This window comes from Nocardia grenadensis NBRC 108939, assembly GCF_001613445.1.
Lineage (GTDB): Bacteria > Actinomycetota > Actinomycetes > Mycobacteriales > Mycobacteriaceae > Nocardia > Nocardia grenadensis.
Window position 1 is genome coordinate 496,030 of the sequence record NZ_BDCJ01000009.1, and the last position, 23,481, is coordinate 519,510.

At 68.6% G+C, this 23,481-nt stretch carries 26 protein-coding genes and 1 pseudogene; 13 read left to right on the top strand and 14 right to left on the bottom strand.

The genetic code is table 11. From position 1 onward, the window contains the following. The first annotated feature begins 13 nt into the window (after positions 1 to 13). The gene (locus NGR01S_RS12095) at positions 14 to 442 is read left to right on the top strand and encodes a MarR family winged helix-turn-helix transcriptional regulator (RefSeq protein ID WP_063036253.1); all 429 of its coding nucleotides are present in this window, start codon (positions 14 to 16) and stop codon (positions 440 to 442) included. A gap of 6 nt (positions 443 to 448) precedes the next feature. Here the strand turns inward: NGR01S_RS12095 and NGR01S_RS12100 are convergent, their stop codons facing one another. From NGR01S_RS12100 to NGR01S_RS12125, 6 genes and pseudogenes are all read right to left on the bottom strand, one after another. Further along, positions 449 to 1,795, bottom strand: a complete 1,347-nt coding sequence (locus NGR01S_RS12100; protein WP_063036254.1) for an LLM class flavin-dependent oxidoreductase — start codon at positions 1,793 to 1,795, stop codon at positions 449 to 451. Beyond that, a complete protein-coding gene (locus NGR01S_RS12105; RefSeq protein ID WP_063036255.1) occupies positions 1,792 to 2,538 on the bottom strand; it encodes an ABC transporter ATP-binding protein in 747 nt (248 codons plus the stop codon). Before NGR01S_RS12105 ends, NGR01S_RS12100 begins: the two co-directional genes overlap by 4 nt. Further along, positions 2,514 to 3,374, bottom strand: a complete 861-nt coding sequence (locus tag NGR01S_RS12110; RefSeq protein WP_063036256.1) for an ABC transporter permease — start codon at positions 3,372 to 3,374, stop codon at positions 2,514 to 2,516. Before NGR01S_RS12110 ends, NGR01S_RS12105 begins: the two co-directional genes overlap by 25 nt. Then, entirely contained in the window at positions 3,374 to 4,411 is a 1,038-nt protein-coding gene (locus NGR01S_RS12115) for an ABC transporter substrate-binding protein (RefSeq protein ID WP_245664544.1), read from the bottom strand. Before NGR01S_RS12115 ends, NGR01S_RS12110 begins: the two co-directional genes overlap by 1 nt. A 211-nt stretch (positions 4,412 to 4,622) precedes the next feature. Continuing rightward, positions 4,623 to 6,220, bottom strand: a pseudogene (locus NGR01S_RS12120) (alkaline phosphatase D family protein). Between the two features lie 94 nt (positions 6,221 to 6,314). Then, positions 6,315 to 6,500, bottom strand: coding sequence for a hypothetical protein (locus NGR01S_RS12125; protein WP_063036258.1), 186 nt, complete (start codon positions 6,498 to 6,500; stop codon positions 6,315 to 6,317). Positions 6,501 to 6,943: 443 nt separating this feature from the next. On the opposite strand from NGR01S_RS12125, the gene NGR01S_RS12130 reads away from it, so the two are divergent. The 5 genes from NGR01S_RS12130 to NGR01S_RS12150 all read left to right on the top strand — a co-directional run bounded on the left by NGR01S_RS12130 (position 6,944) and on the right by NGR01S_RS12150 (position 10,984). Continuing rightward, positions 6,944 to 7,897 (top strand): DNA polymerase domain-containing protein, encoded by a 954-nt coding sequence (locus tag NGR01S_RS12130; RefSeq protein ID WP_063036259.1) that lies wholly within the window; start codon positions 6,944 to 6,946, stop codon positions 7,895 to 7,897. Positions 7,898 to 8,046: 149 nt separating this feature from the next. Continuing rightward, a complete protein-coding gene (locus tag NGR01S_RS12135) occupies positions 8,047 to 9,483 on the top strand; it encodes a glycosyltransferase family 39 protein (protein ID WP_063036260.1) in 1,437 nt (478 codons plus the stop codon). 435 nt (positions 9,484 to 9,918) lie between these two features. Continuing rightward, positions 9,919 to 10,335, top strand: coding sequence for a phage holin family protein (locus NGR01S_RS12140; protein ID WP_063036261.1), 417 nt, complete (start codon positions 9,919 to 9,921; stop codon positions 10,333 to 10,335). Between the two features lie 2 nt (positions 10,336 to 10,337). After that, entirely contained in the window at positions 10,338 to 10,730 is a 393-nt protein-coding gene (locus NGR01S_RS12145; RefSeq protein WP_063036262.1) for a DUF3618 domain-containing protein, read from the top strand. Beyond that, the gene (locus NGR01S_RS12150; RefSeq protein WP_063036263.1) at positions 10,727 to 10,984 is read left to right on the top strand and encodes a DUF4235 domain-containing protein; all 258 of its coding nucleotides are present in this window, start codon (positions 10,727 to 10,729) and stop codon (positions 10,982 to 10,984) included. The genes NGR01S_RS12145 and NGR01S_RS12150 overlap by 4 nt, the downstream gene beginning before the upstream one ends. Before the next feature lie 113 nt (positions 10,985 to 11,097). Here NGR01S_RS12150 and NGR01S_RS12155 read toward each other — a convergent pair whose 3' ends face one another. The 4 genes from NGR01S_RS12155 to NGR01S_RS12170 form a co-directional block, all read right to left on the bottom strand. Then, positions 11,098 to 12,624: a sulfatase family protein gene (locus tag NGR01S_RS12155; protein WP_063036264.1), complete on the bottom strand. Its 1,527-nt coding sequence runs from the start codon at positions 12,622 to 12,624 to the stop codon at positions 11,098 to 11,100. 299 nt (positions 12,625 to 12,923) lie between these two features. Beyond that, complete coding sequence (locus NGR01S_RS12160) at positions 12,924 to 13,256, bottom strand: hypothetical protein (RefSeq protein ID WP_157107220.1); 333 nt, start codon at positions 13,254 to 13,256, stop codon at positions 12,924 to 12,926. Continuing rightward, the gene (locus NGR01S_RS12165; RefSeq protein WP_245664545.1) at positions 13,243 to 13,626 is read right to left on the bottom strand and encodes a Zn-ribbon domain-containing OB-fold protein; all 384 of its coding nucleotides are present in this window, start codon (positions 13,624 to 13,626) and stop codon (positions 13,243 to 13,245) included. Before NGR01S_RS12165 ends, NGR01S_RS12160 begins: the two co-directional genes overlap by 14 nt. A 252-nt stretch (positions 13,627 to 13,878) precedes the next feature. Further along, a complete protein-coding gene (locus NGR01S_RS12170) occupies positions 13,879 to 14,484 on the bottom strand; it encodes a TetR/AcrR family transcriptional regulator (RefSeq protein WP_245664546.1) in 606 nt (201 codons plus the stop codon). Positions 14,485 to 14,656: 172 nt separating this feature from the next. Between NGR01S_RS12170 and NGR01S_RS12175 the strand changes: the two genes are divergently transcribed. The 4 genes from NGR01S_RS12175 to NGR01S_RS12190 all read left to right on the top strand — a co-directional run bounded on the left by NGR01S_RS12175 (position 14,657) and on the right by NGR01S_RS12190 (position 17,367). Further along, the gene (locus tag NGR01S_RS12175) at positions 14,657 to 15,880 is read left to right on the top strand and encodes an alkane 1-monooxygenase (protein WP_063036267.1); all 1,224 of its coding nucleotides are present in this window, start codon (positions 14,657 to 14,659) and stop codon (positions 15,878 to 15,880) included. Continuing rightward, positions 15,880 to 16,059, top strand: a complete 180-nt coding sequence (locus NGR01S_RS12180) for a rubredoxin (protein ID WP_063036268.1) — start codon at positions 15,880 to 15,882, stop codon at positions 16,057 to 16,059. The genes NGR01S_RS12175 and NGR01S_RS12180 overlap by 1 nt, the downstream gene beginning before the upstream one ends. Before the next feature lies 1 nt (position 16,060). Continuing rightward, positions 16,061 to 16,246 carry a rubredoxin gene (locus tag NGR01S_RS12185; RefSeq protein ID WP_063036269.1) on the top strand — a complete coding sequence of 62 codons (186 nt, stop codon included), beginning with the start codon at positions 16,061 to 16,063 and terminating at the stop codon, positions 16,244 to 16,246. Between the two features lie 602 nt (positions 16,247 to 16,848). Then, positions 16,849 to 17,367: a hypothetical protein gene (locus tag NGR01S_RS12190; RefSeq protein WP_063036270.1), complete on the top strand. Its 519-nt coding sequence runs from the start codon at positions 16,849 to 16,851 to the stop codon at positions 17,365 to 17,367. A 168-nt stretch (positions 17,368 to 17,535) separates the two neighbouring features. Here NGR01S_RS12190 and NGR01S_RS12195 read toward each other — a convergent pair whose 3' ends face one another. After that, complete coding sequence (locus NGR01S_RS12195; protein ID WP_063036271.1) at positions 17,536 to 18,003, bottom strand: nuclear transport factor 2 family protein; 468 nt, start codon at positions 18,001 to 18,003, stop codon at positions 17,536 to 17,538. A gap of 39 nt (positions 18,004 to 18,042) precedes the next feature. After that, entirely contained in the window at positions 18,043 to 18,528 is a 486-nt protein-coding gene (locus NGR01S_RS12200; protein WP_063036272.1) for a nuclear transport factor 2 family protein, read from the bottom strand. Positions 18,529 to 18,629: 101 nt separating this feature from the next. Between NGR01S_RS12200 and casI the strand changes: the two genes are divergently transcribed. Beyond that, positions 18,630 to 20,354: a steroid-22-oyl-CoA synthetase gene (gene casI, locus NGR01S_RS12205; RefSeq protein WP_063036273.1), complete on the top strand. Its 1,725-nt coding sequence runs from the start codon at positions 18,630 to 18,632 to the stop codon at positions 20,352 to 20,354. 61 nt (positions 20,355 to 20,415) lie between these two features. After that, entirely contained in the window at positions 20,416 to 21,291 is an 876-nt protein-coding gene (locus NGR01S_RS12210; protein ID WP_063036274.1) for an LLM class F420-dependent oxidoreductase, read from the top strand. A 71-nt stretch (positions 21,292 to 21,362) separates the two neighbouring features. Here NGR01S_RS12210 and NGR01S_RS12215 read toward each other — a convergent pair whose 3' ends face one another. Together NGR01S_RS12215 and NGR01S_RS12220 are read right to left on the bottom strand one after the other, a co-directional pair. Continuing rightward, a complete protein-coding gene (locus tag NGR01S_RS12215) occupies positions 21,363 to 22,097 on the bottom strand; it encodes a cache domain-containing protein (protein WP_157107221.1) in 735 nt (244 codons plus the stop codon). Further along, complete coding sequence (locus NGR01S_RS12220) at positions 22,094 to 22,846, bottom strand: FadR/GntR family transcriptional regulator (protein WP_063036276.1); 753 nt, start codon at positions 22,844 to 22,846, stop codon at positions 22,094 to 22,096. The genes NGR01S_RS12215 and NGR01S_RS12220 overlap by 4 nt, the downstream gene beginning before the upstream one ends. Positions 22,847 to 23,068: 222 nt before the next feature. Here NGR01S_RS12220 and NGR01S_RS12225 point away from each other — a divergent pair, with 222 nt between their 5' ends. Then, positions 23,069 to 23,458: a hypothetical protein gene (locus NGR01S_RS12225; protein WP_063036277.1), complete on the top strand. Its 390-nt coding sequence runs from the start codon at positions 23,069 to 23,071 to the stop codon at positions 23,456 to 23,458. Positions 23,459 to 23,481 lie beyond the last annotated feature (23 nt).

Consider the following 23,481-nt stretch of genomic DNA (forward strand, 5'->3'; position numbering starts at 1 on the left):
TAAACTGCTCGACGTGGCAGTGAACGATCACGACCTGGTTGCCGCCCTCGGCGGGCTCTATCGTGAGGTGAACGCGTTCTATGGGGCGATAGCCCGCGAATTCGGCCTCACCGCTCAGCAGATCGCGCTGCTCTGCCTGGTCCAGGCCCAGCATCCGACATTCGGCGAACTCGCCGCCGCGCTCGGCTGCGACAAAACCAATATCACCGGCATGGTGGACCGGCTGGAACGCCGCGGTTATGTGGCCCGGCAACCGGATTCGGCCGATCGCCGGATCAGCCGGGTGGCGCCGACGGCCGAGGGAGTGGTGATCGGCGCCGATATCCAGGCGGCGATCGCCGGAAAACTCGCCGCCACCCTGCCGCACGTCGCCCGGATCGAACTCGCCGCCGCCGCAACTGATCTGGTCACCGCCCTGTCCGACCGCGGCGCAGCGCGTTAGCCGTCGCTACCCGGCCACCGGCTGCGCCGTATGACGGCTCGCCGGTTTGGGCAGCCCGAAATGGTCGCGCAGGGTGGTTCCGGTGTACTCGGTCCGGAACAGCCCGCGCTGCCGCAGAATCGGGACCACGGTTTCGGTGAAGACCTCGAGGCCGCCGGGGTAGTAGGGCGGCATCACGTTGAAACCGTCCGCGGCGCCGGAGCGGAACCACTCCTCGATGGTGTCGGCCACCTGCTCCGGGGTGCCCGCGAAGACCCGGTGCCCGCGCGCGCCCGCCAGCCGGTGCAGCAGACCGCGCAGGGTCGGCTGTTCCCGCTGGACGATTCCGGCCACCACCTGCCGCCGACTCGCCGAATTGTCGGTGACATCACCGGCGTCGGCGAACAATTCGACCGGTACCGGTTCGTCCAGTTCCAGGTGCCGCAGTGATTCGTGGGCCAGCGACTCCAGCTGCTTGATCCCGTACTCGGGCACGGTGAGCTCGTTGAACTCCCGTTCCAGCTGCTTCGCCTCCGCCTCGGTCCCCGCGATGAACGGACTGATTCCGGGCAGGATCTTCACCTGGTCTGGTGCGCGGCCGAAATCCGCCGCCCGCTGTTTGATATCGCGGTAGAAGACCTGGGCGTCGCTCAGCCGCTGATGCGCGGTGAAGATCGCCTCGGCATACCGCCCGGCGAACGCGCGGCCGTCGTTGGACGCGCCCGCCTGGACCAGGACCGGATACCCCTGCGGCGTGCGGGCCGAATTGAACGGTCCGCGTACCCGCAGATGTTCGCCCGCGAAATCGATGGGGTGGATCTTGTCCGGGTCCGCGTACCGGCCGCCGGCGCGGTCCAGCAGGATGGCGTCGTCCTCCCAGCTGTCCCACAGTGCGGTGACCGCGTCGACGAACTCGCGGGCCCGGGCGTAGCGTTCGGTGTGATCGGGATGGCGGTCCAACCCGAAATTGGCGGCGGCCAGATCGGTGCCGGTGGTGACGATGTTCCAGCCCGCTCGGCCGCCGGAGATATGGTCCAGCGAAGAGAACAGCCGGGCCAGGTTGTAGGGCTCGTAGTAGGTGGTGGACGCCGTGGCGATCAGACCCAGATGTGTGGTCGCCGCGGCGATCGCGGTCAGCAGCGTGATGGGTTCGAGTCCGGGCGCGGCGTTGTAGGCCACATTGGTCCGCAGCGCCGGTCCGTCGGCGAAGAACACCGCGTCGAAGGTGGCGGCCTCGGCGGTCCGGGCGATCTCCTGGTAGTAGCGGACATCGTAGATTCGGTCGGGGCGGCTGGCCGGATGGCGCCAGGCCGCCTCGTGGTGTCCGGCGGGGTAGATGAACGCGTTGAGGCTCAGCCGGCGTGGTTCGGTCATCGTGCATCGTCCTCGTAGTGAGTGGGTTCGGTGGAGACACCGAGCGCGGCCAGGAGTTGTTCGCGATAGTGGGCGACGGCGGGATCGCCGTGCCGGCGCGGGCGGACCTGCGCGATGGACAGGTCGACGGCGATGCGGCCCTCGTCGAGGACGAGCACTCGATCGGCGAGCAGCACCGCCTCGTCCACATCGTGCGTGACCAGTAGCACCGCCGGGCGGTGCCGGGCGCAGAGATCCTGGAGCAGTCCGTGCATCCGGATGCGGGTGAGCGCGTCCAGCGCGCCGAACGGTTCGTCGGCGAGCAACAGTGCCGGTTCGCGGACCAAGGAACGGGCCAGCGCCACCCGCTGCTGTTCACCGCCGGACAATTCACGGGGCCAGGCATTTTCCCGGCCGGCCAGGCCGACCTCGGCCAGTGCGTCACGACCGCGCTGTGCGGCACCCGGACCGCTCAAACCCAGGGTGACATTGTCGAGCACTCTGATCCACGGCAGCAGCCGGGAATCCTGGAACACCACCGACCGCTCCCGGGGGACGGTCAGTTCACCGTCGCCCGCGACATCGTGGTCCAGTTCGCCGAGTGCGCGCAGCAGGGTGCTCTTACCGGAACCGCTCCGGCCCAGCAGCGCCACGAACTCACCCCGCGCGATATCGAGATCCACCCCGCGCAGCACGATCCGGTCGCCGAACCCGCGCCGCAGAGCGCGGACTCGTACGGTCAGTCCGACAGTGTCTGTCGCCATGCGAGCGCCCTCCGCTCCAGCGCGCGAACGGCCAGGTCACCGAAAAGACCCAGCAGCCCGTAGATCACCAGTCCCACCACGATCACGTCGATCTGCCCGTAGGTGCGCGCCTGGGTCATCAGATAGCCGATACCGCTGGTGGCGTTCACCTGCTCGACCACCACCAGAGCCAGCCAGGAGATGGTGACCGCCAGCCGTAGTCCGGTGAAGAATCCCGGCAGTGAACCGGGCAGCGCGACCCGGCGGACGAAACCCCACCGGGACAGTCCGACCGTCCGCGCCAGCTCCACATACCGCGCGTCCACTCCGCGCAGGGAGGCATGCGTATTGATGTACACCGGCACCAGCACACTGGCGGTGATGACGACGAGTTTCATCTCCTCGCCGATCCCGAACCACACGATGAACAGGGGGATCAGCGCGAGGGTCGGGATGGAGCGTTTGATCTGCACCGGACCGTCGACCAGTGCTTCGCCGATTCGGCTCAGCCCGGAGACCAGCGCGAGCACCACGCCGATCGCCACCCCGAGTACGAGACCGATCGCGGCACGCTGCAACGAGGTGAGCAGGTTGGACTGCAGGGTGCCCTCGGCGATCAGATCACCCGCGGTCCGGGCCACATCCCACGGCGCCGGCAGTGTTTCGGCATCGAGCGCGCCGGACAGCGACCCGATCACCCAGGCGGCCAGCAGCAGTACGGGCCCCAGCGCGAAACCGAACGGTATCGGCCGGCCGGGCCCGAGGCGAACCCGGCGGCCGGTCCGGGCCGACCGGGCCGGGGGTGCGAGCGGGACGGAATCGGCCCGTGCGCCCGCGGAGATACCCAAGGTGGCCATTAGCGCCCCTCCTGTTCGAATCGTGCGCCCACGGCGGGCACGGTTTCACTGATCACCTGGTCGAACCGGGTGTCGAAACCGTCCGCGGCCTCGACCTTGCGCGGCAGCTGACCGGCCGCGTCGATGACATCGATGGTCGCCTGCTGGGCATCGATCAGTTTCTGATCCAGATGGGGAAAGGTGAACTCCCCGAGTGAATCGACGATCCGGCCGGCGTCGTCGGCGCTGAGCTTCTGATTCTCGATGTAGTAGATCCGGGCCCACTCGTCCTGGTGCGTATTGGTCCAGTGGAACGCCCGCACGAAGGCCCCGACCAGGGCGCGCAGCGCGGCGGACTTCGCCGGATCCTGGGTCGCCTCCCGCCGGGAGTACAGATAACCCACGCCGTAATAGATACCCGTGGCTTCCGAATCGGCGATCACGGTCGCGCCCGGAGTACGCAGGAACCGGGTGAGCCGCGGCTCGTTCAGCGGGGCGATATCGACCTGCCCGGTGCGGACCGCATCATTGAAATCGGCCAGCTGTAGCCGCACCAGCTCGACATCGGACGTGGTCAGACCGGCTATGTCCAGGGCGCGCAATACCGCCGCCTGCTGAGCCGTCCCTTCGGCATAGGCGATCTTCTTACCCTTCAGATCGGTCAGCCGGGTCGCGAGGACATTTGGTGCGACAGCGAGTTTTATCCCCGCCGGATCGGTCTGATAGGCGGCGATGATCGGTACGTCCTGGCCGGCGGCCAGGGCATGGATCGGCGGCACATCACCCACCGGCGCCACATCGGCCGCCCCCGCCCGGAATGCCTCCAGGATCTCCGGGCCGCCGATGAAATTCGCGAACTCCACCTCGAACGGCAGTTTCTCCAGTTCACCGGAGGCGCGCAGCGCGGTCTGGAAACGCTCCTGCTGGTCGGCGACCACCAGGGTGGTGCCCGGCGGAACCTCGGTGGGTAGCGGCGTGTCGAGCGCGGCGCCACCGGGCCCGTCACTGCTGTCGCACCCGGTCAGCGCCATCCCGACAGCGGCGGTAGCGAGAAGCATCGCGACCGACCGGAGTCGGAAACGTGCGGTAAGAGAACGAGACTGGTGCATAGCGGCATTGAAACAACGTCGCGGTCACGAGGGAATGATTAATAAGACGGTGATCCGAACTGTATCCCACCATCCCGCCGCCGGAGCCGGCGCGGGCCCGACCGCGGAAGCCGGCCGCCCGAGTGAGCGGTCGAAACGACTCCCGGCTCCCGCGGACGGATCACCCGCCCGGCCGGAGGCGGCCGCCGTGGGGCAGTTCCCAGGCCGCCGCTGTCCGGACGCCGGTGCGCGCGTCGGTGACATCACCAACGTGATACCACTCCATCCGCACCCGCGCGGGTACGAGTTCGACGACGCCGTAGCCGTGGGAGTCGAGCTCGGTGTAGTGGATGTGCCGGTTGAGTGCCCGCACCGACTCCGCGAGCGCGACCGAACCGGTGCGCGGCGGGGTCGGCAGCATATCTCCGATCCCGGTGGAGGTCACCGACGGGACCACGAATTCGACTCCGGCGGTAGGTCCGCCGGGGTATCGCGCGGCGTCGAGCGGGGCGTCGGAGGCCCAAGAGCTGTGGATATCGCCGGTGAGGAAGACGACGTCGCCGCCGCGGTCGGTCAGGGCCTGGAGGAGGCGGTGGCGGTCGGCGGGGTAGCCGTCCCACTGGTCGGTGTTGAGCACCACCCCTCGCGGGGGATACCGAATACCTCGGTGACCGCCGCGCTGGTCTCGGGGTCCAGCGGTGGGAACGCCAGCGGCGCGATCATGACCGAATTGCCGACCACCTGCCAGCGGGCGGAGCCGGAGACCAAACCGGCGGCGAGCCATTCCATCTGGCGCGCTCCGGTCAAGGTACGGGCCGGGTCGTCACCTTCCCGGGTACCGAGCTCCGGCTGCCTGTCCCGGTAGCTGCGCAGATCCAGCATGGACAGTTCGGCGAGGGTGCCGAACCGGAGACGGCGGTAGATCCGGGTTTCCCCCGCTGTGGTCTGCAGCCGGACCGGCATCCATTCCGTGTACGCGCGGATCGAGGCGGCGCGCCGATCCGCCCAGCTGCCCTCGGACGCGGGGTCGTGGTTTCCCGCGCCGCCGGACCAGGCGTTGTTCGCGGTTTCGTGGTCATCCCAGGTGCAGATGAACGGCACCCGCGCGTGCAGGGCCATGAGGTCGGGGTCGGTTTTGTACTGGCCGTGCCGGATCCGGTAATCGGTGAGCGAGATGATCTCGTGCACCGGCTCGTGCTGCCGGACCGTCCCGGCGTGGCCCTCGAACGATCCGGAGCTGTATTCGTAGAGGTAGTCACCCAGATGTATGACGGCGTCGAGATTATCGCGGGCGGCGAGATGACGATAGGCGGCGAAATAGCCCGCTTCCCAGTTGGCGCACGAGACCACACCGAAACGCAGGCAGGCCGGGGAGTCCGCTTCGGCCGGGGCGGTACGGGTCCGGCCGGCGGGCGACGTCGCACCGAGGGCATGGAACCGGTAGTGGTAGTCGCGCGCCGGGGCCAGACCGCGTACATCCACCTTCACCGTGTGATCGGAGTCCGCGTCCGCGATGAACGAGCCGGCGGCGACCACCATGGTGAATCCGGCGTCGTCGGCGATCTCCCATCGGACGGTGGCCGGGGCGCCGATCCCCGACCCCGGCAGGGCCTGTGGTCCGACGGTCACCCGGGTCCAGAGCACGACGCCGTCGGGTAGCGGATCACCGGAGGCGATGCCGTGCCCGAACACCGGACTCGCCGCATACGCGGCCGGTGCGGGTAACGCGGCCGCGGCGGCGGTCACCGCCCCCGCGCGTAGTACGGTCCGGCGGTCCAGTGCGACCGGGACCCCGATGTTCGAAACGCTGCCGTTTCCGCTCACGTTCTCCGATCACAGCCGATCGAGCGGGAATCGGCAACTCGGGGTACGCTCAGGCTGCTTCGGCGGCCCGCTGACGGAGTTCGAAGAGCACCCGGCGCGCGAGATAGCCGGCCGCCCAGGGGGCGAATTCGCGGGCGATCCAGGCGCCGTGCCGGTCGTCGAGCCCGAGAAGTCGGCAGGTGTGTCGCAGGTCCTCACGCATCCACAGGGTGTCGCGCTGGGTGGTGTCGCTCATAGCCGCTCCGATGTGCCGGGAAATTGCAAAGCGCGTTGTGCGAATATCGTCATTGCGGCACCGGATGTTTCGCGTAGCGGCTGGCTCGCCGTCACCGGCGGGTATCGAATTCCCGGTGTTTCGGGTGCTTCTGCTTACGGCGGTACTGTTTACCCGACGGGATCGGCCGGGCGGCGTTCGACGAGCGCCGAGCATGCCGGCGTCGCCAGCCGGCCAGATCCGGGCGTTCATCGGGTGGCCGGGAGTCGGGCGGAGGCGGTATCGAGATTCGTGGTGGCATACGGCAACGATCCTGATCGTGCCCACGGCGCGCAAGCGAAATATGGTCCGGCGCGCAGCTGTGGCCGCCCGGTTCCGAAATCGCCGCCGCGGTCTGCCCGGATTTCCGCCACGGTCGCGGCCTACGGGTTGACCCCGCCGACGCCGGCGGGCATGGTGAGTCGATGACCGGTGACGAGGTCCGCCGCGGGGTTCCGGTGACGAACTCGGACCAGCCGCTGTTCGACGGCGCCGAGGCGACCAAGCGGGACCTGCTGGATTATTTGGAGGCGGTCGGGGAACGCCTCCTGCGGGTACTGCGGGACCGCCCACTGTCGGTGGTTCGCGTCCGGCCGGGGCAGGAACCGTTCATGCAGAAGAACCTGCCGAAGTACACCCCCGAATGGGTCCGGCGGACAACAGTCTGGGCGGATAGTTCGCGGCGCGAGATCTCCTATGCGCTGTGCGACGATATGCCGACCCTGCTCTGGTTCGGTAATCAGCGCGCCGTCGAATACCACCCGACTCTGACCACCTCCGATCCCGGTCCGGGGCCGACGCATCTCGTCCTCGACCTCGACCCTTCGCCCGGACAGACCTTCCGGCACGCGGCCGAGGCGGCCCGGCTGATCCGGGCGGCATTGACGGACGCCGGATTGACCGGCGCGGTGAAGACCAGCGGCGCCAAGGGCGCCCATGTGTTCGTGCCGATCGCGCCGGGTACCCGCCACGAGGACGCGGCCGCGGCGACGCGGGCGATCGCCGCTCGGGCCGAACGCCTCGATCCCGGATTCGCCACCACCGCGTTCATCAAGGAGGACCGCGGAGGCAAGGTATTCCTCGATCCGACACGTACCGGCGGCGCGACCGTCGCCGCGGCCTACAGTCCGCGTATCCGTCCCCGGGTGCCCGTATCGTTCCCGCTCGCCTGGTCCGATCTGGACGAGGTGACGCCGGCGGATTTCACGATGCGGACGGTACCGGCCCTGTTGGCGGATACCGACCCCTGGTCTGCCGCCATGCCGGCACCGCAGGCGCTTCCGGCCGATCTGGTCGCGGAGGGCCATACCATCCCGATTCCCAGGGTCCAGGCGATGCATGAGGGCAAACGGCGCGCCCGTGCCCGCCGGACCACCTGACCGCGCCGTTTCGCGGACGGGAACCGGTGGCCGCGGCACCGAGCCACCGCGACGTGCCGGATACCGAGCGAGCGGGTGGGTGCCAGTGCGAGTATCGACACGGGCGTAGCGGAATCCGGACCGCCGCCGGCGGCGGGTAGGACGGCGCGATGTACTGGGTGGCGGGTGTTTTCGCGGTCTTGCTGGCCGGGTGTGCCGACCGGTACGGATACCACCGGGACGAAATGTACTTCCTGGCCGCGGGCCGGCGGCTCGACTGGGGATATGCCGATCAGCCACCGCTGGTGCCGTTGCTGGCCCGGGCGATGGCCGCGATCGACGCGGATTCGCTGGTGGTGCTGCGGCTCCCGGCCATCGTGGCGGCCACCGTGGTGATCGTATGTACCGGATGGGCGGCCCGTGAACTGGGCGGCGGCCGGGCCGCGCAGACTCTGGCCGCCGCGGCGGCGGCCTCCTCCGCGCTCCTGCTCGGCGGCGGTCATCAGCTCGGCACCGTGATCTTCGATCTGGCGGTGTGGTCGGCGGTGGTGGTGACGGCACTGCGACTGCTGCGGCCGGAATCGGATCGGCGCTGGTGGTTGCTCGTGGGTGTGCTGGCGGGGATCGGCGTGCAGAACAAGACGCTGCTGGCATTACCGCTGCTGGTTCTCGCGTGCGCACTCCTGCTGCTCGGCCCCCGAGAGGTTTTCCGCACCAAGTATTTTCCGGCCGCGCTCGCGATCGCCGCGGTGATCTGGGCGCCGAATCTGTGGTGGCAGGTGCGCAACGGGTTGCCGCAGGTCGAGATGAGCCGGGCCATCGCGGGCGGTTCGTCGGGCACCTCGGACGGCCCGGCCGCCTTCGTGTTGCTGCAGTTCGGCCTGATGGGTCCGCTGATGGTGGTGCTGTGGGGCGCGGGACTGTGGTGGCTGGCCCGGCAATCTCGCTACCGCGCCTTCGCGCTCGCCTACGCCCTGCTGTTCGTGGCGTATCTGGCCGCCGGGGGCAAGGCCTACTACCTGGGCGGGATGTACCCGGTGCTGCTGGCCGCGGGCGCCACCGCACTGGTAGCCGTTCTGACCCGCACCCGCCGGCGTCGCGCCGCGACGGCGGCGGTTGTCGCGCTGAACGCCGCCGTATCGGCGGTATTGTTCCTGCCGGTTCTCCCCGTGACCGCCCTGCGCGATTCGCCGATTCTCGCCCTCAACTACGACGCCGGCGAAACGGTCGGCTGGCCGCTGTTCACCGACCGGATCGCAGCGGCCAGAGCCCGGCTGGCACCGGACGCGGACATACTCACGGCCAACTACGGCGAAGCCGCGGCCATCGAGCGTTTCGGCGACGCACACGGTCTCCCGGTCCCGCACAGCGGTCACAATTCCTATTGGTGGTGGGGGCCGCCGGCTGATTCCCGCCCGATCCTCACCGTCGGCCTCACCCACGCGGAAGTCGCGCGCTTCTGTGCCGATTCCGTTCCGGAAGCGGCGGGCCGGATCGACAACGGGCTCGGAATCGATAACGACGAGCAAGGAGCGGCGATGTATGTGTGCCGTACCGTCCGCGCGCCCTGGGCGCAGCTGTGGCCGGCGCAGCGGGAGCTGGGTTAGTCGTCCCGGCCACCGGCCGGTCGTTCGCAGCGATCCGGACCCACTGGTTCCGGATCACCGAAGGCGCGGTGCGTGAGCACTGGGCGAATCGCGACGATCTCGGTCAGGCCCAGCAACTGGGCCGGGTGCCACCGACAGGGGGCTTACCTGTTCGGATGCGGCCGGTCCATGAGTCCGGTGCGGCGGGCGCCGGTGCCGTCCGCCGCCACCCCGTGAGACCTTCCGGACGCTCGGCGGGAGTCCGAGCGAAAGCCCGGGTGGGGGCCGTCATATCGGTTGGGCGGCCGCCCGAGAGTGTGTGGCGGCGGCCAATAGGGGAGAGCGCCCGGCCCGTGGCCGGGGCGCCGGCTGCGGACCGGATGGACTTCCGCCCGGTCACGGTGTCGTTTGGCTCGGGGTCCGGCGGGTATCCGCCCGCCGGACAGGAGGTAGCACATGACTCGGACGGCACAGCCGCCTACGCGGCAGTCAGCGGACGACCGGTCGGTCGGCGAACTCGTCGATGTGGCCACCATCCAGGTGAGCAGGCTGGTTCGCGACGAAATGCGCCTGGCCAGGCTGGAGATGCAGGAGAAGACAAGCGCCGCGGCCAAAGGCGCCGGGCTCGCGGGCGTGGGTGGGCTGCTGATTTTCTACGGCGGCGCGGCAGTGATCGCCGCCGTGGTCCTGGCGTTGGCGCTGGTCCTGCCGGGGTGGGCCGCGGCCCTGATCGTCGGCGCCCTATTACTCACCGGTGGGGCCGCCCTCACCTGGTTCGGGAAGCGGAATATCACGGCCGGCGCACCACCGGTGCCCACGGACGCCCTGGCGGGGGCCCGCGCCGATTTCGAGACCGTCACCCACCGGAGGTAGCGATGACCGAGAACGGAGGACGATCCGTCGACGACGACCGGGACGCATTGCGGCGCGACCGCGATCAGGTCCGGGAAGAACTTCGGGAGACGGTGGACGAGCTCGCCGGGAAGTTCGATGTGCGGGCGCGCGCGGAGGAATCCGCGCATCACGCCGCCGACGAGGTGCGGCACCGGGCCGGGGAGGTGGAGCGTACGGTCCGCGATCGCGCCGGTCAGGTGCAGGCGCAGGCCCATCAACTCCTCGAACGGGCCGAAGCCGGGACGCCCGCGCCCGTGGCGGCGAGTGGCCGGAAGACCGCGGCATTCCTGCGCGGTTATCCGGTACCGGCCGTGACCGCGGCTCTCGCCGCCGCGGTGGTGGCCTGGCTGATCGTACGAGGCAGGAAATCATGAACCTGCTGTACAAGCCGATCGGCACCGTGGCCGGGGTGCTCGGCGGGATCGCGGCGCACGCGGTGTTCCGTCAGCTCTGGCGCCGGGCCGCCGGACAGGACGAGGCCCCGGCCGCGACTTCTCCCGACTACGGCTGGCGGCAGGTCCTGTTCGCGGCCGCTCTCCAGGGCGCGGTGTTCGGTCTGGTCAAGGCATCCGTCGATCGTGCCGGGGTGCTCGCGTACCACCGGATGACCGGGAAATGGCCGACCTGAGAGATCGGGATCGACGGCGGCGCCCGCCCGCCGTCGAACCGAACAACGGTGGCCGCGGCGTGCGGAGCTCAGCGGCCGGGTCCGGCCCCGTCACGGTGACCGTGATCCGGCAATCAGCGGCAGGTGATCCCGGCGCAGGCAGTGAGGGTGGTCAGGCGCCGGTCGAGGGTGGCGACCAGGCCGGCGTGTGCGGCGCGTCCCTCGGGGGTCTTGATGAGGTTGGTCAGCTGGTACGGGTCCGTGTGCAGGTCGTACAGCTCGTATTCGCGCTGGTCGAGCGGGCGTTCTCGTTCGTACCAGCGGGCGTAGAGGTAGCGGTCGGTGCGGACGGCGCTCCAGGACGGCATATCGAGCGTGTAGATGAGCGGGGTGTCGGTGCCCGGAATCTGTTCCTGGGCTATGCCGTCGCGGCCCGTGCTACCCGGACCCCCGTACTCGGCGACGAAATCATTACGCCATCCGGTGGTTTCGCCGGCCAGTACGGGTGTCAGGGAGCGGCCGTCGATCCGGTCGGGGATCGGGAGGCCGGCCCAGTCGAAGATGGTCGGGGCGAGATCTGTGGACAGGGCCATGGTGCCACGGCGGCCGGGCCGGATTCCGGGCCCGGTGACGGCGAGCGGCACCCGCATGGATTCTTCGTAGGGCGCCATCTTCTGGGTCAGCCGGTGCGCGCCGAGGCTGTAACCGTTGTCGGAGGTGAAGATCAGGTAGGTGTTATCGAGTTCCCCGGTACGGTCGAGAGTTTCGACGATCCCGGCAACCATCTCGTCCAGTGATTTCAACGCCCCGAGCCGATTGGTGTAGTCGGGATCGTTGGTCACGGTGATGGTCGCGGCCCGCGGGCCCGCCGTATCGATCAGCCACGACGGCTTGTCCGATACGTCGGACTCCTGATAGTTCGGGGACCGCGGCGCGGCGGTCGGCCGGGTCTCGGCCACGTGCCGGGGTGCGGGCGGGATCGGGAAGTGTGGCGAGGTGGAGGCGGCGTACCAGAAGAACGGCTGCCCCGCGGCGGCGGCGTCGGTGATGAACTGCTCGGACTTGGCACGGATCACGTCGGTTTCGTAATCCTGCGGCGCCACACCGTATTTCACGAACGTGCCGTTCTCGTTCAGCGTGTAGTTGTAGCCGGAGTACAGGAAGTTGTCGACTCCGGCGTGCCAGTCGTCCCAGCCGGGCGGGATATGCGCGGGGTCGTCTTCCAGCCCGTTGAGGTACTTGCCCGCCATACCGGTTCGGTAGCCCGCGTCGTGCAACGCGGTGGCTATGGTGTGGGATTCGTTGCCCCGGGCGCGGAAGGTCTCGAAGCCGCCGACCTCGCCGGAATTGGTGAGGACACCGGTGTTGTGCCCGTACCGGCCGGTCAGGATGGCGGCACGGGCCGCGCAGCAGATCGGCATCGGCGCGAACGCGTCGGTGAACTCCACCCCGCGATCACGGACGAGTGCGGCGGTCCGCGGCATCGCCTGCCACACCGGCGTGGCCGCCGAATCCAGGTCGTCCGCCAGGATCACGACCACGTTCGGCCGCTGATCGACGGGTTCCGGGGCGGCGGCCACCACGGATACGCCCCCGGTCGCCCCGAGCAGCACCGCGACCACCGCGGACAGGGAATTACGCACTGATCGAGCAGAACCCATGAGAACTCCTCGCGAGCGTTGGTCGACGGCCGTACGAGCCGGTTCCCGGCATCCAGCGGCCACAACCCTAGCCCAGTGAGGCGGGCGGACACCCGCGATCGCGGGCTGGGAGATATGCAGTCGCTCGGCCGGTGGGCGTGTACCCGCGCGGCGCCGACCTCGTCGCCCCCTTGCGTGGAATCGCGGATGCGTTCTTCGCGGCTCGCACACCGGCCCGGCCCGGCGCATGACCCGCGACTCGCGCGGTGCACCGAGGCGCCGGGTTCACCACACGTGGCCGCTTCGGTTCGGCCTCGCCGTCACCGAAGCGATTCCACGTCGCGGTCCGCACGCCAGGCCTGGGCCAGCAACATCAGCAGGTGCTGTTTCAGCTGAGACGTCCGCGGATCGTCGGACCGTCGCGCGGCCAGCGCCGCACCGGTCATCCGCAGGAACTGCTGCCGGGTGACGCCGAAATTCACGAAGAGTTCCTCGGCGGTGGCGCCGCCGAACGGAGCCCAGCGGATCGCGAAAACGAGCATCGGCTTCGTCCCCGGGAGCAAGGATCTCGTGGCGTCCAGGGCAGCGCATTGCCGTAGTGCGGTCCGGACCCATGTGGTGGCAACGGAGAAGTCGGTGTCAGGTGCGGGCATGTTCGCCTCCGGAGCGGTCGGCGGCGCGGTGGCCGGGGGTGTCGGTCTCGGTGACGACCGCGAAAACCGGGAATCTGCCGTCCCGTGGCCGCGGCCGGAAACGCACCCGTACCGGGCCGCTGGTGACCAGCGGAACGTGGCCTTCGATCGAGGTGTACACCCACGGGCCGTCGTCGAGTTCGACCACGGCGACCGTCAGCGGCGTCGTCTCCCCACGCCCGCCGATGACGCCGCGATCCACCACCCGCCACGACAGGATCGAACCGGCGCCGTTGGACGGCACCCATTCCAGGCTGTCGGACGCGCACGACGCGCAGTCGACGGTCAGCGGTGCGTAGAGCCTGTCGCACCGTGCGCACCGGCGGATCATCAATATGTCTTCCGAGGGCGGAACGCCCACGTAGCCGCTGGTGCCTGTGTGGTTCGAATCGGAGGGGTACATGGAGACCTTCACGGAGGGAGCCGACGGATGCCTCCAGCGTGCTCGGCGTGTGTTATCTCGACCACGGTCGAATGACCGGGGGTATACCTATTTGTGACATGAACCCCGTCGATTCCGTAACACGGGGCGCCGCCCGTCCGGGCCGTTCGGTGAGGATCACCGACGGAGTCGGCGCCGTTCCTAGTGGTCGCGGTGGAACAGTGGCCCCGCGACCAGGGCTATCTGAGCGACGGCGCGGTCGATGGTCCCGGCGGGCTGGAAGAGGTGGCTCAGTGCCAGCCGCACCACCGCTTCGACCCGAGTGTCGAGCTCCGGCTCGTTGAACGCGTCGAGGGGATACCGGGCGCGGAGGATGGCGGTAAACGCGGCGGTGGCCCGGCCCAGTACGGGTTCGGGTTCGGTCATCAGAGTGGGGAGCAAGGTGGTGTCGGCGCCGGAGCGGCCGGCGAGCACCGCCTTGAGCAGGGTGTTGTCGGCCGCACTGCGGAGGGTGTATTCGGCGGCGGCGGTGATCCCGGCGAGCAGGTCGCCGGGCTCGGCGGTGACGGTTTCGGTGACACCGGCGAGGAAGGAGTCGAGTTCCCCCGCGATGACGACCTCGGCCAGATCCTGTTTGGTGCCGATCTCCTTGTAGAGCACGGGGCGGCTCACCCCGACCTCCTTGGCCACCCGGGACATGTTGACCGCGCCCCACCCCTCGGTGCAGGCCAATTCGCGCGCGGTCTCGATCACTCGCTCCCGGAGTAGTCGGCGCATCTCGTTCTGGAAATTCGGCGCGTCAGCCACGGCAATCACCTTACATCACATGCGCGAATGTTCTTCTATTGACAGAGATGGCATACATGTATGTAATAAATACACTTATATGCAAAGTGTAAAGGACGGTGCCGGTGATGCGCGCGCCGACCGAGGCGCCCGTCGCCGAAGCGGCGGCCGCACGGAAGTGAGGAGGGCGACGATGACGACGTCCGAGCAGAGTTCGCACGACGCGGTGACGCCGCAGTGGCGCGACCGAAAGCGGTACCTGTGGTTGTTCGGGCTGGTGGCACCCACCTCGCTCGGTCTGGCCGCGGTGCTGGTGTGGGCGAGCCACCGGCTGGGGTGGGACCGGCCGGCGGCGGTGTGGTGGTGGATCGGCCCACTGCTGGTCTATGTGCTGCTGCCGATCCTGGACCGGTTCTTCGGGCCCGACGGCCAGAACCCGCCCGAAGAGGTGATGGAACAACTGGAGCGCGATCGCTACTACCGCTGGTGCGTCTACGCCTTCATCCCGTGCCAGCTGGCCAGCCTGGTGTTCGCCGGCTACCTGTGGACCGCACCGGACCTCTCCTGGCTGGGTATCGAGGGCGGGCTCGGACTGTGGTCGAAGATCGGGGTCGCGCTCACCGTCGGTGTCATGGGTGGTGTGGGTATCAACACCGCACACGAGCTCGGGCACAAGAAGGACGAACTCGAACGCTGGCTGTCCAAGATCACGCTGGCGCAGACCGGTTACGGGCATTTCTATATCGAGCACAACCGCGGTCATCACGTCCGGGTCGCCACGCCCGAGGACCCGGCCAGCGCCCGGTTCGCCGAATCCTTCTGGAGTTTCCTGCCGCGCAGCGTATGGGGTGGGCTGCGGTCGGGGTGGGCGCTGGAGCGAACGCGGTTGCAGCGGATGGGTAAAAGCCCGTGGACCCTTCGCAACGATGTGCTCAACGCGTGGGCGATGACGGTGGTGTTGTGGGGTGTGCTGGCGGTGTTGTTCGGACCGGGCGTACTGCCGTTCCTGCTGCTCCAGGCCGTCTACGGATTCTCGCTACTGGAGACGGTGAACTATCTCGAGCACTACGGCCTGCTCCGGCAGCGCACGGAATCGGGCCGCTACGTCCGGTGCACGCCCGAACACAGCTGGAACTCCGATCACCTGGTGACCAATATCTTCCTCTTCCACCTGCAGCGGCACAGCGACCATCACGCGGCGCCCACCCGTCGGTACCAGACCCTGCGCAGTATGGATGGCGCGCCCGAACTGCCCGCCGGCTATGCCGGCATGATCACCCTGGCCTACTTCCCGCCGCTGTGGCGGAAAGTGATGGACCATCGCGTGCTGGCCCATTACCGGGGCGATATCACGCGGGTGAACATCCAGCCGAGCAAGCGGCAGCGCGTGCTCGCCCGGTACGGGGTCGCGAGCTGATGGCGGTCTTCTCCTGCCCGGTGTGCGATTACCGCTACGACGAAACCACCGGCGCCCCGCGCGAAGGTTTCCCCGCGGGCACGGCGTGGTCGGCGGTGCCCGACGACTGGTGCTGCCCGGACTGCGGTGTGCGAGAAAAAATCGATTTCGAACCGGCCGTCCCGATGAAAGGACAGTGATATGACCACCGGATACAAATTGTTCCAGTGCGTGCAATGCGGTTTCGAATACGACGAAGCGCTCGGCTGGCCCGAGGACGGTATCGCGCCCGGCACCCGCTGGGACGATATTCCAGACGACTGGTCGTGCCCCGATTGCGGAGCGGCGAAAGCCGATTTCTTCATGGTCGAGGTGGACCGCGCCTGAACGGATCACCGAAGCCACCGATTCGGCTCCGGCCGCTGGGCTCAGTAACGGGCCTCGTCGACGCTGCCGCCGAGCAGGGCCGTGGTCGTCGGCTCGGAGGCGTCGGCGATCGTGCACGATCACGGATTGGCCGAGTTCCCGCCGCGACCGCGGCATGTCCGCCCACCGGCTGGCACCCGGCCACCCGCGTGCCGCGTTCGCTGACATAGGCGACACCCGCTCATCCGGCACTTCGATCTCTACCCGGAAAACGGGGTCCGCCCGAGAACCACCGTCCCGCCACCGGCGAAGCCGCGCGCGAAGGACCCGGACATGACGCGCCGTCGGCACGGGCCGGCCGGTTCGGCTCCGGCCGCTCGACCGCTTCCTCCCGTCCACCCACCGGTGCACTTCGGGTACCGCGCGGCGCGGACCGTGCGTGCCGTCGTCTCGACCCTTTGACCGCAAAGGATCGGGCGCTGCCGGTCGTATGGTTGCCGAGGCACCGGGAGGCTGTCCCTCTTCGTGATCACGGTTTAGTAACAGGTGTGGTGGGTAGCACGGCCGATGTCGGCGCTCCGACGCACTACCGGAGCGAGTAGCGCACCCAGTGAGGAGCCGTGATGGCCAACGGATACCGCGAGTCGGATCTCGAGTCGGAAGTGTTACCGCTGTCGGGAATGCGGTTACAGTGGCGCGCCACCGACCGCTGCTTCCGGGTGACCCAGCCGCGACCGGGCGGGGAAATCGTCACCGAGGCCGGCGAGGACGAGCTGCTGTGGCGGTCGTGGTCGGGTCGCGCGGATATGGCCGTCGGCGTGTCGGGGCCGACCGAATCGAATACCCCGGGCCGGTGGTGGGTGGTGTGGGGCGAATACGTGGGTGACCCGGTGACGGTCGTACTCGCCGACGGCGCCGCACCTCCGGTGCGGATCGTGGGCGGATTGTGGGTCAGTGAATGGAGCGGACCCGAACAGGCCGCGGTGGTCACCACGGCGACGCAGCGCACCGAGGTGCGCTTCGCGCCGCCGTCGTTCCTGCCCCCGCCGCTGGCCGCGCTGGGCGATGGCACGAGCGGCTGCTGGGTGCACGTGGCGACCCCGGCCGTCTTCCGTCGCCGCGGCACCGTGGCCCACGCGTAAGCTGCTGCGGCCCTGCATGCCCGGTCGCCCGGCGCGATCTCGGCGATGATCGCCGATACGATGACCCCGGTGGCATTCGAACACGCTCATATCCGGATCGGGTTGATCACCGTGGCCGGTTTCCTGACCGCTTTCGCGCCGGCCCGACCAGGCACCTGACGACCGCGATCACCCGGTGGTCCCGTGCGGCGCCGACCGGGTCACCGGCACGTCCTCGGCGAAGTCGACCACGAGGTCCCGCCGGAAGAACAACCAGGCGCCTCCGGCACGGACGAAGGTGTCCCGGTACCGGAGGGCGAGGCGATGATCCCGGTGACCGTCACCGCGCGGATAGATATGGTGTGCCGTGCAATAGGTCTCACCGTGCGCGTCGTGGGCGGTGGCGGTCTCGATAACCTGCTGCTCGACGACGTGCCGGGTGGCCACCAGGTGCGATACCGCTTCCACCACCGATCGGGCCACCAGCGCCCGGCCGCGCAACTCCCTCGGTGCGTTCGTGCCGTTCAGTTCGGGCGGCCGCACGAACACCACCTCCGGCGCGAACAAAGATTCCAACGCCGTGGGATCCCGGCGGTCGACGGCCAGCGCGTATTGCGCCACGAGCGTGCTCATGGCGAGACGGTCGGTGGGTTCCATCCGCTTCCTCTCGGCTCGATGCGCTTCGGCGCAGGTCGGTCACGGCGCACGTCGCGCATGCTCGCTGAGGTCACCGGTGTGGTCGATACAGCACAATCGACGGGTGAATCGCCAGCGCCCGGCCCGGAATGCGAACTCGTCGAAGTAGCGGCCGGTGAGAATGGGTTGTAGCGGTAGCTCGCCGGCCGCCTGCACCACGGTCACATACGACAGCGCGGTCGCCTCGGTATCGATGTCCGCGACCCGGATCCGGACATTCGTGGTGAGGTGTTTGGTCCGCGGTGAGGCCGGGGCACCGTGCATTTTGATGAATCTCCGATTGGCGTCCAGTACCGCCCGCGCGTCCGCGACGATGGGTTCGCCGATCGGCACCCCCGCACCGTCGCACATGCCGTACACCGCGTCCGCGAACAACTCCGCCACCTCGTCGAGCGCCCCCCGGTCGATCAGATGGGAGTAGGCGAAAATCAGGTCCCTGATCGCCTCGGTCGCGGCCAGCCGGGTGATGGTGCGCTCGAGTTCCATGGGCAGAAGATCTCACGGATCACCGCGGGCGCGCGGCACCTTTCCACTGGCCGAGACCGGACCGACGAGCCGGGCGCCGAAGTGGCTAGCGTCGGTTCGGGATGGACAGGATTCGGAGGGCATCCGGGACGAGGACAGGAGCCGAGTTGGAACGTGTGACGATAGCGGAGATGCTGCTCGATCGTCTCGGCGACACCCACCGGGGTGTACGAACCCGGGAACGGGACTGGACCTGGGACGAGACGGTGCGCGAGAGCGCGGCCCGGGGCGCGCTGGCCACCTCGCTGCGCGTCGACGGTCCGTTCCATATCGGCGTGCTGCTCGAGAACACTCCCGAGTACCTGTTCTGGCTGGGTGGGGCCGCCCTGACCGGCGCGGTGATCGCCGGCATCAACCCGACCCGGCGCGGCGCCGAACTCGAGGCCGAGATCCGCTATGTCGACTGCCAATTGATCGTCACCGACTCCGCGGGTATGGCGAAGATCGCTGATCTGGACCTCGGGCTGAGCGCGGACCGTTTCCTCCTCGTCGACACACCGTCCTACCTCGACCGGGTGGCCACACACCGGGTCGATGAGCCCACGGTCGGCTCGACGGTGCACGAAACGGCGCTGCTCCTGCTGCTGTTCACTTCCGGAACCACCGGTCTGTCGAAGGCGGTGCGGTGCAGCCAGGGCCGGCTGGCGCGACTCGCGTACGCGAACACCGAGAAGTACGGCCATACGCGCGCGGATGTCGACTACTGCTGTATGCCGCTGTTCCACGGCAACGCGCTGATGGCGCTGTGGGCACCCGCCCTGGCCAACGGTGCGACCGTCTGCCTCACCCCGAAATTCTCCGCCTCCGGATTCCTGCCGGATGTGCGGTTCTTCGGCGCCACGTTCTTCACCTATGTGGGCAAGGCATTGGGCTACCTGATGGCGACCCCGGAGCGGGCCGACGATATCGACAACCCCCTCGTCCGCGGATTCGGCACCGAAGCCTCGCCGGAAGACCGGGTGGAGTTCACGCGCCGATTCGGGGCCGAGTTGATGGAGGGTTACGGTTCGTCGGAGGGTGCCGGGTCGGTGCGGCCCGACCCGGACACCCCGGCGGGCGCGCTGGGCCGGCCGGCCCACGCCGATATCGCCGTCGTGCATCCGGAGACCCGCCGGGAATGCGCCCGGGCGCGACTCGACCGGCACGGCCGGGTGCTCAACCCGGACGAGGCCATCGGCGAAATGGTCGACAAGGGCGGCGCGAAACGATTCGAAGGGTACTACAAGAACGAATCCGCGGTGGCCGAGCGAATCCGGCACGGCTGGTACTGGACCGGTGACCTCGGCTATATCGACGAGGCCGGGTTCCTCTACTTCGCCGGCCGGCGGGGCGACTGGATCCGTGTGGACGGGGAGAACATTTCGGCACTGTTGATCGAGCGCATCCTGCGGCGGCACCCGAAGATCATCGCGACCGGTGTGTACGCGGTGCCGGACCCGCGGTCGGGCGATCAGGTGATGGCCGCGATCGAGGTCGCCGAGGTCTCCGATTTCGATCCCGCCGAGTTCGCCGCGTTCCTGGCCGGTCAGGACGATCTCGGTACCAAATCGGCGCCCCGGTTCGTGCGGGTGTCGGCGAGGTTGCCGGTCACCGGGTCGAACAAGGTGCTCAAGCGGGAATTGCAGGCCCGGTTGTGGCGTGGTGACGAACCGGTGTTCCACCGGGTGGGTCGTGCGGCACCCGAGTACGTACCGCTGACCGAAGCGGACCGGCAGGCGCTCGAATGTGAATTCCACGCCCACGGCCGCGCGAGATTCCTACCGGAGCCGGGTGTCACCCGGCCGTGACGCGGTTTCCGGGAAGTCCGCGACGCGTCGCACGCGCCGGTGTATGCGAAGGAGACAGGGTATGAAGCTCAGTGTGGTGATCCCGGTCGAACTGGGGTCGAGCGGAGAACCGGAGCAGGTCCTGCGCTTCGCCCACGCGGCGGAGTCACTCGGATTCGACGAGATCTCCGCTGTGGAACATTCGGTGGTCGTCGCGGATACCGGCAGTGTGTACCCCTACTCACCGACCGGCAGATCACCGCTGCCCGACGACTGCGATATCCCGGACCCACTGGAACTGCTGTCGTTCGTCGCCGGTGCGACCACGACGCTGGGCTTGTCCACCGGCGTTCTGGTGTTGCCCAACCACAATCCGGTGGTTCTCGCCAAACGGCTGGCGACGCTGGACCGGCTCTCCGGCGGACGGCTGCGCGTCTGCCTCGGTCTCGGGTGGATGCGTGAGGAGGTCGAGGCGTGCGGTGGACGATTCGATCGTCGCGGCAGGATCGCCGACGAGGCCATCGCGGTGATGCGGGCACTGTGGGCCGGCCGCGACGGTGTGGACTTCGCCGGTGAGTACTTCTCGTTCACCGGTGCGCACAGCTGGCCCAAACCGCACCGGGAGTCCGGTGTCCCGCTGTACATCGGCGGCCACAGTGCCGCGGCCGCCCGACGGGCCGGCGGGCTGGGCGACGGCTTCCAGCCTTTGGGGCTGGTCGGCGCGGAACTCGATACGGCGATCGGCGTGATGCGTGCCGCGGCCACTCGGGCCGGGCGTGATCCCGCGAAGATCTCCCTGGTGCTCGGCGCCACGTTGCGACGGCTGGACGGGGCGGAGCTCGACCGGGCACGTAGACTGGGCGCCGATCGGATCGTGCTGTCGGCGTCGCGCCGTGCCACCTCCATGGATCTGGTGATCGAGGAGATGGCCGAGTGCGCGAAGCGGTTGGGCCGCTGAGCATTTCGCGGTTGAAACGAGCGGCTATCGGAGCAACACCGCCGCGTCCCCGGACCGCGACAGTGGCCGTCTCAATGTGTCGAGGTGCCCTCCAGCCGGCACAGTGACCAGGGCAGCGCGTCGATCGGCACCCCGACACCGGTCCAGTCGACGCGGCCGGTCCGGGAGCCCGGGGGGAGCCCCGGATCGGTGGCCAGGATGACGCGGCCCTCGTCGTTGACGAGTACGACGGCGAGGCCCGCGGCGCGGAACCGGGGAAGCAGGACCTCCTGCATCGCGCCGACCGGCACATCGGCCCCGGCTATCCCGAGGAACTGTCCCGGGGCGGTGGTGACCGGAACCGCGAACGTGCACACGTATTGGTCGGTGCACGCGAAATCGATATAGGGCCCGTGCACCCAGCGGCGTCCTTCGTCACGGGGGACCAAGTACCAGTCCATCTGGGTGTAGTCGTAGAAGTATTCGCTCTGCGGGCTCAGCTCGGGGTTCAGCCGCTGGGGTCCGTGTCCCGCCTGCATCTGCCACCACTCCAGGAACCGGGGACGGTCGGCGAGCGCACCGTCGGCGATGACCACGCCCGCCCCGTCGAACAGCTCGCCGACCTCCTCCAGCTCATGGGTGATGGGCTCGCGCAGCGGCGCCAGATCGGCCGAACGGGGAGGGGCTCGCCGTGTCCGGGTGGCCTCGTCCCAGACGTGTGCAAGCGCGTTCCCTATCGTCGTGAGCGGCAGATAGATCTGCTCGGCCAGCTCTGCCACGGCGGAAGCGAGCGACTCGATGGTCGGAGGTCTTGGATTGTCCGTCATCGATCACTGAGCTCCATACGTAGGGCGATGAGTCGACGGATGCGGGATTCACTATGCGATTCTGCCAGCTCCCGGGCCTCGGCATCATCCTCGCGTTCGATGGCGCGTACCAGGTCGCTGTGGACGGCCGCCTCTGCGGCCGGATCCAGTTCCAGTCGCGGCAGCCAGACCAGCGCGGAGAGCTCGGCCTGCAGATCGACCTGGGCCCGGGTGAGTCTGGTGGACTGCGCGCATACGGCCATCTCGATATGGAAGCGGCTATCGGCTCGGCGGGCCGCGACGGGTTCGGTGCTGGTCCGCAACCGGTCGGTCAGCGCGTGGAGCCGGGCGATATCGGCCCGCCCGACGCGGCGGGCGGCGAAGACCGCGGCCGCGCCGACGATGGCGAACTGCGCGTCTCCGAGGTCGCGTAATTCCGCGAGACTCATGTGCTGTAACCGTGCCGACGCGGTGTGTTCCAGGACCTCCGCGGACGAACAGATGAAGCTGCCGCCCCCACGTCCGCGTTTGGTGCGGACGATGCCCTGCTGCCGGAGGACGGCCAATGCTTCCCGCAGGGTCATCGTCGATACACCCAGCTGGTCGGCGAGGGTCAACTCGTTCGGCAACTGCTGTCCGTCCACCATCACTCCGAGGCCGATCGCCGCGGTCAGCCGCTGGACCACGGCCTCCGTTTTCGGGCCACTGCCCTCCAGTGGTGACAGAACAGCGCTGAGCGCGGTCAGACCCGCGCGTTCCTGCTGGGGCAACGCGACTCCTCTGGTGCGCGGTAGGTGCATCGATTCTAGGACCCGGAACTTGAAATATGAACTATGGAGTCAATAGCAAGACGGCTCCATCGCCGGTCCTTCGAGAACAAATCACCGCTCCAGGTCGCCTAAGCCTTGAACTATGGTTTCAGAGGTATTAGATTATTCGGTGGCACTGCTTCGGGTGCCACCAGTCGCAGTGATGATCAGGAGAGGAACGACATGCACGATCACCCCATTCGCTGTGTCGAGAATCCTCACCGGCAGCATCGTCACGGCGCGGAATCACCCCTGGGCCCGGCGGTGCCCCCCGAGCAGGCCGGATACGCCGACGGCGCGTCGGCGAGAGCGGATATGTGCCGGACCGAAGTGGACGGGCTCCGCGCCACCTGGCGCCTGCTGCGCGACCACGCCATCGCCATCGTCCTCGTCGAGAAACTCTCCGATGCCACCCCGGTGGTCTGCTTCCCTTCCGGCAGCTACCCGGACCTCGCGCGAGCGCGCGAACTCCATCCGGAACTGGCCGGGCTCTGGGATGCGATCCGGCACGAATTCTGGGGACGACTCATGTCGCCGCTGTGCTCGGGCCCGGGGGCCCGCGTCTGGGCCTGACCCCGGCGCGGTCATAGCGGCCC

Excerpts from the sequence above, each read along its gene's own strand:
- NGR01S_RS12210 (WP_063036274.1), top strand. The coding sequence starts at position 20,416 with ATGAAGCTCAGTGTGGTGATCCCGGTCGAACTGGGGTCGAGCGGAGAA.
- NGR01S_RS12100 (WP_063036254.1), bottom strand. The coding sequence starts at position 1,795 with ATGACCGAACCACGCCGGCTGAGCCTCAACGCGTTCATCTACCCCGCC.
- NGR01S_RS12140 (WP_063036261.1), top strand. The coding sequence starts at position 9,919 with ATGACTCGGACGGCACAGCCGCCTACGCGGCAGTCAGCGGACGACCGG.
- NGR01S_RS12150 (WP_063036263.1), top strand. The coding sequence starts at position 10,727 with ATGAACCTGCTGTACAAGCCGATCGGCACCGTGGCCGGGGTGCTCGGC.
- NGR01S_RS12110 (WP_063036256.1), bottom strand. The coding sequence starts at position 3,374 with ATGGCCACCTTGGGTATCTCCGCGGGCGCACGGGCCGATTCCGTCCCG.
- NGR01S_RS12135 (WP_063036260.1), top strand. The coding sequence starts at position 8,047 with ATGTACTGGGTGGCGGGTGTTTTCGCGGTCTTGCTGGCCGGGTGTGCC.
- NGR01S_RS12180 (WP_063036268.1), top strand. The coding sequence starts at position 15,880 with ATGGCGGTCTTCTCCTGCCCGGTGTGCGATTACCGCTACGACGAAACC.
- NGR01S_RS12200 (WP_063036272.1), bottom strand. The coding sequence starts at position 18,528 with ATGGAACTCGAGCGCACCATCACCCGGCTGGCCGCGACCGAGGCGATC.
- NGR01S_RS12175 (WP_063036267.1), top strand. The coding sequence starts at position 14,657 with ATGACGACGTCCGAGCAGAGTTCGCACGACGCGGTGACGCCGCAGTGG.
- NGR01S_RS12215 (WP_157107221.1), bottom strand. The coding sequence starts at position 22,097 with ATGACGGACAATCCAAGACCTCCGACCATCGAGTCGCTCGCTTCCGCC.
- casI (WP_063036273.1), top strand. The coding sequence starts at position 18,630 with ATGGACAGGATTCGGAGGGCATCCGGGACGAGGACAGGAGCCGAGTTG.
- NGR01S_RS12155 (WP_063036264.1), bottom strand. The coding sequence starts at position 12,624 with ATGGGTTCTGCTCGATCAGTGCGTAATTCCCTGTCCGCGGTGGTCGCG.
- NGR01S_RS12125 (WP_063036258.1), bottom strand. The coding sequence starts at position 6,500 with ATGAGCGACACCACCCAGCGCGACACCCTGTGGATGCGTGAGGACCTG.
- NGR01S_RS12115 (WP_245664544.1), bottom strand. The coding sequence starts at position 4,411 with ATGCTTCTCGCTACCGCCGCTGTCGGGATGGCGCTGACCGGGTGCGAC.
- NGR01S_RS12185 (WP_063036269.1), top strand. The coding sequence starts at position 16,061 with ATGACCACCGGATACAAATTGTTCCAGTGCGTGCAATGCGGTTTCGAA.
- NGR01S_RS12165 (WP_245664545.1), bottom strand. The coding sequence starts at position 13,626 with ATGATCCGCCGGTGCGCACGGTGCGACAGGCTCTACGCACCGCTGACC.
- NGR01S_RS12145 (WP_063036262.1), top strand. The coding sequence starts at position 10,338 with ATGACCGAGAACGGAGGACGATCCGTCGACGACGACCGGGACGCATTG.
- NGR01S_RS12190 (WP_063036270.1), top strand. The coding sequence starts at position 16,849 with ATGGCCAACGGATACCGCGAGTCGGATCTCGAGTCGGAAGTGTTACCG.
- NGR01S_RS12130 (WP_063036259.1), top strand. The coding sequence starts at position 6,944 with ATGACCGGTGACGAGGTCCGCCGCGGGGTTCCGGTGACGAACTCGGAC.
- NGR01S_RS12225 (WP_063036277.1), top strand. The coding sequence starts at position 23,069 with ATGCACGATCACCCCATTCGCTGTGTCGAGAATCCTCACCGGCAGCAT.
- NGR01S_RS12160 (WP_157107220.1), bottom strand. The coding sequence starts at position 13,256 with ATGCCCGCACCTGACACCGACTTCTCCGTTGCCACCACATGGGTCCGG.
- NGR01S_RS12195 (WP_063036271.1), bottom strand. The coding sequence starts at position 18,003 with ATGGAACCCACCGACCGTCTCGCCATGAGCACGCTCGTGGCGCAATAC.
- NGR01S_RS12105 (WP_063036255.1), bottom strand. The coding sequence starts at position 2,538 with ATGGCGACAGACACTGTCGGACTGACCGTACGAGTCCGCGCTCTGCGG.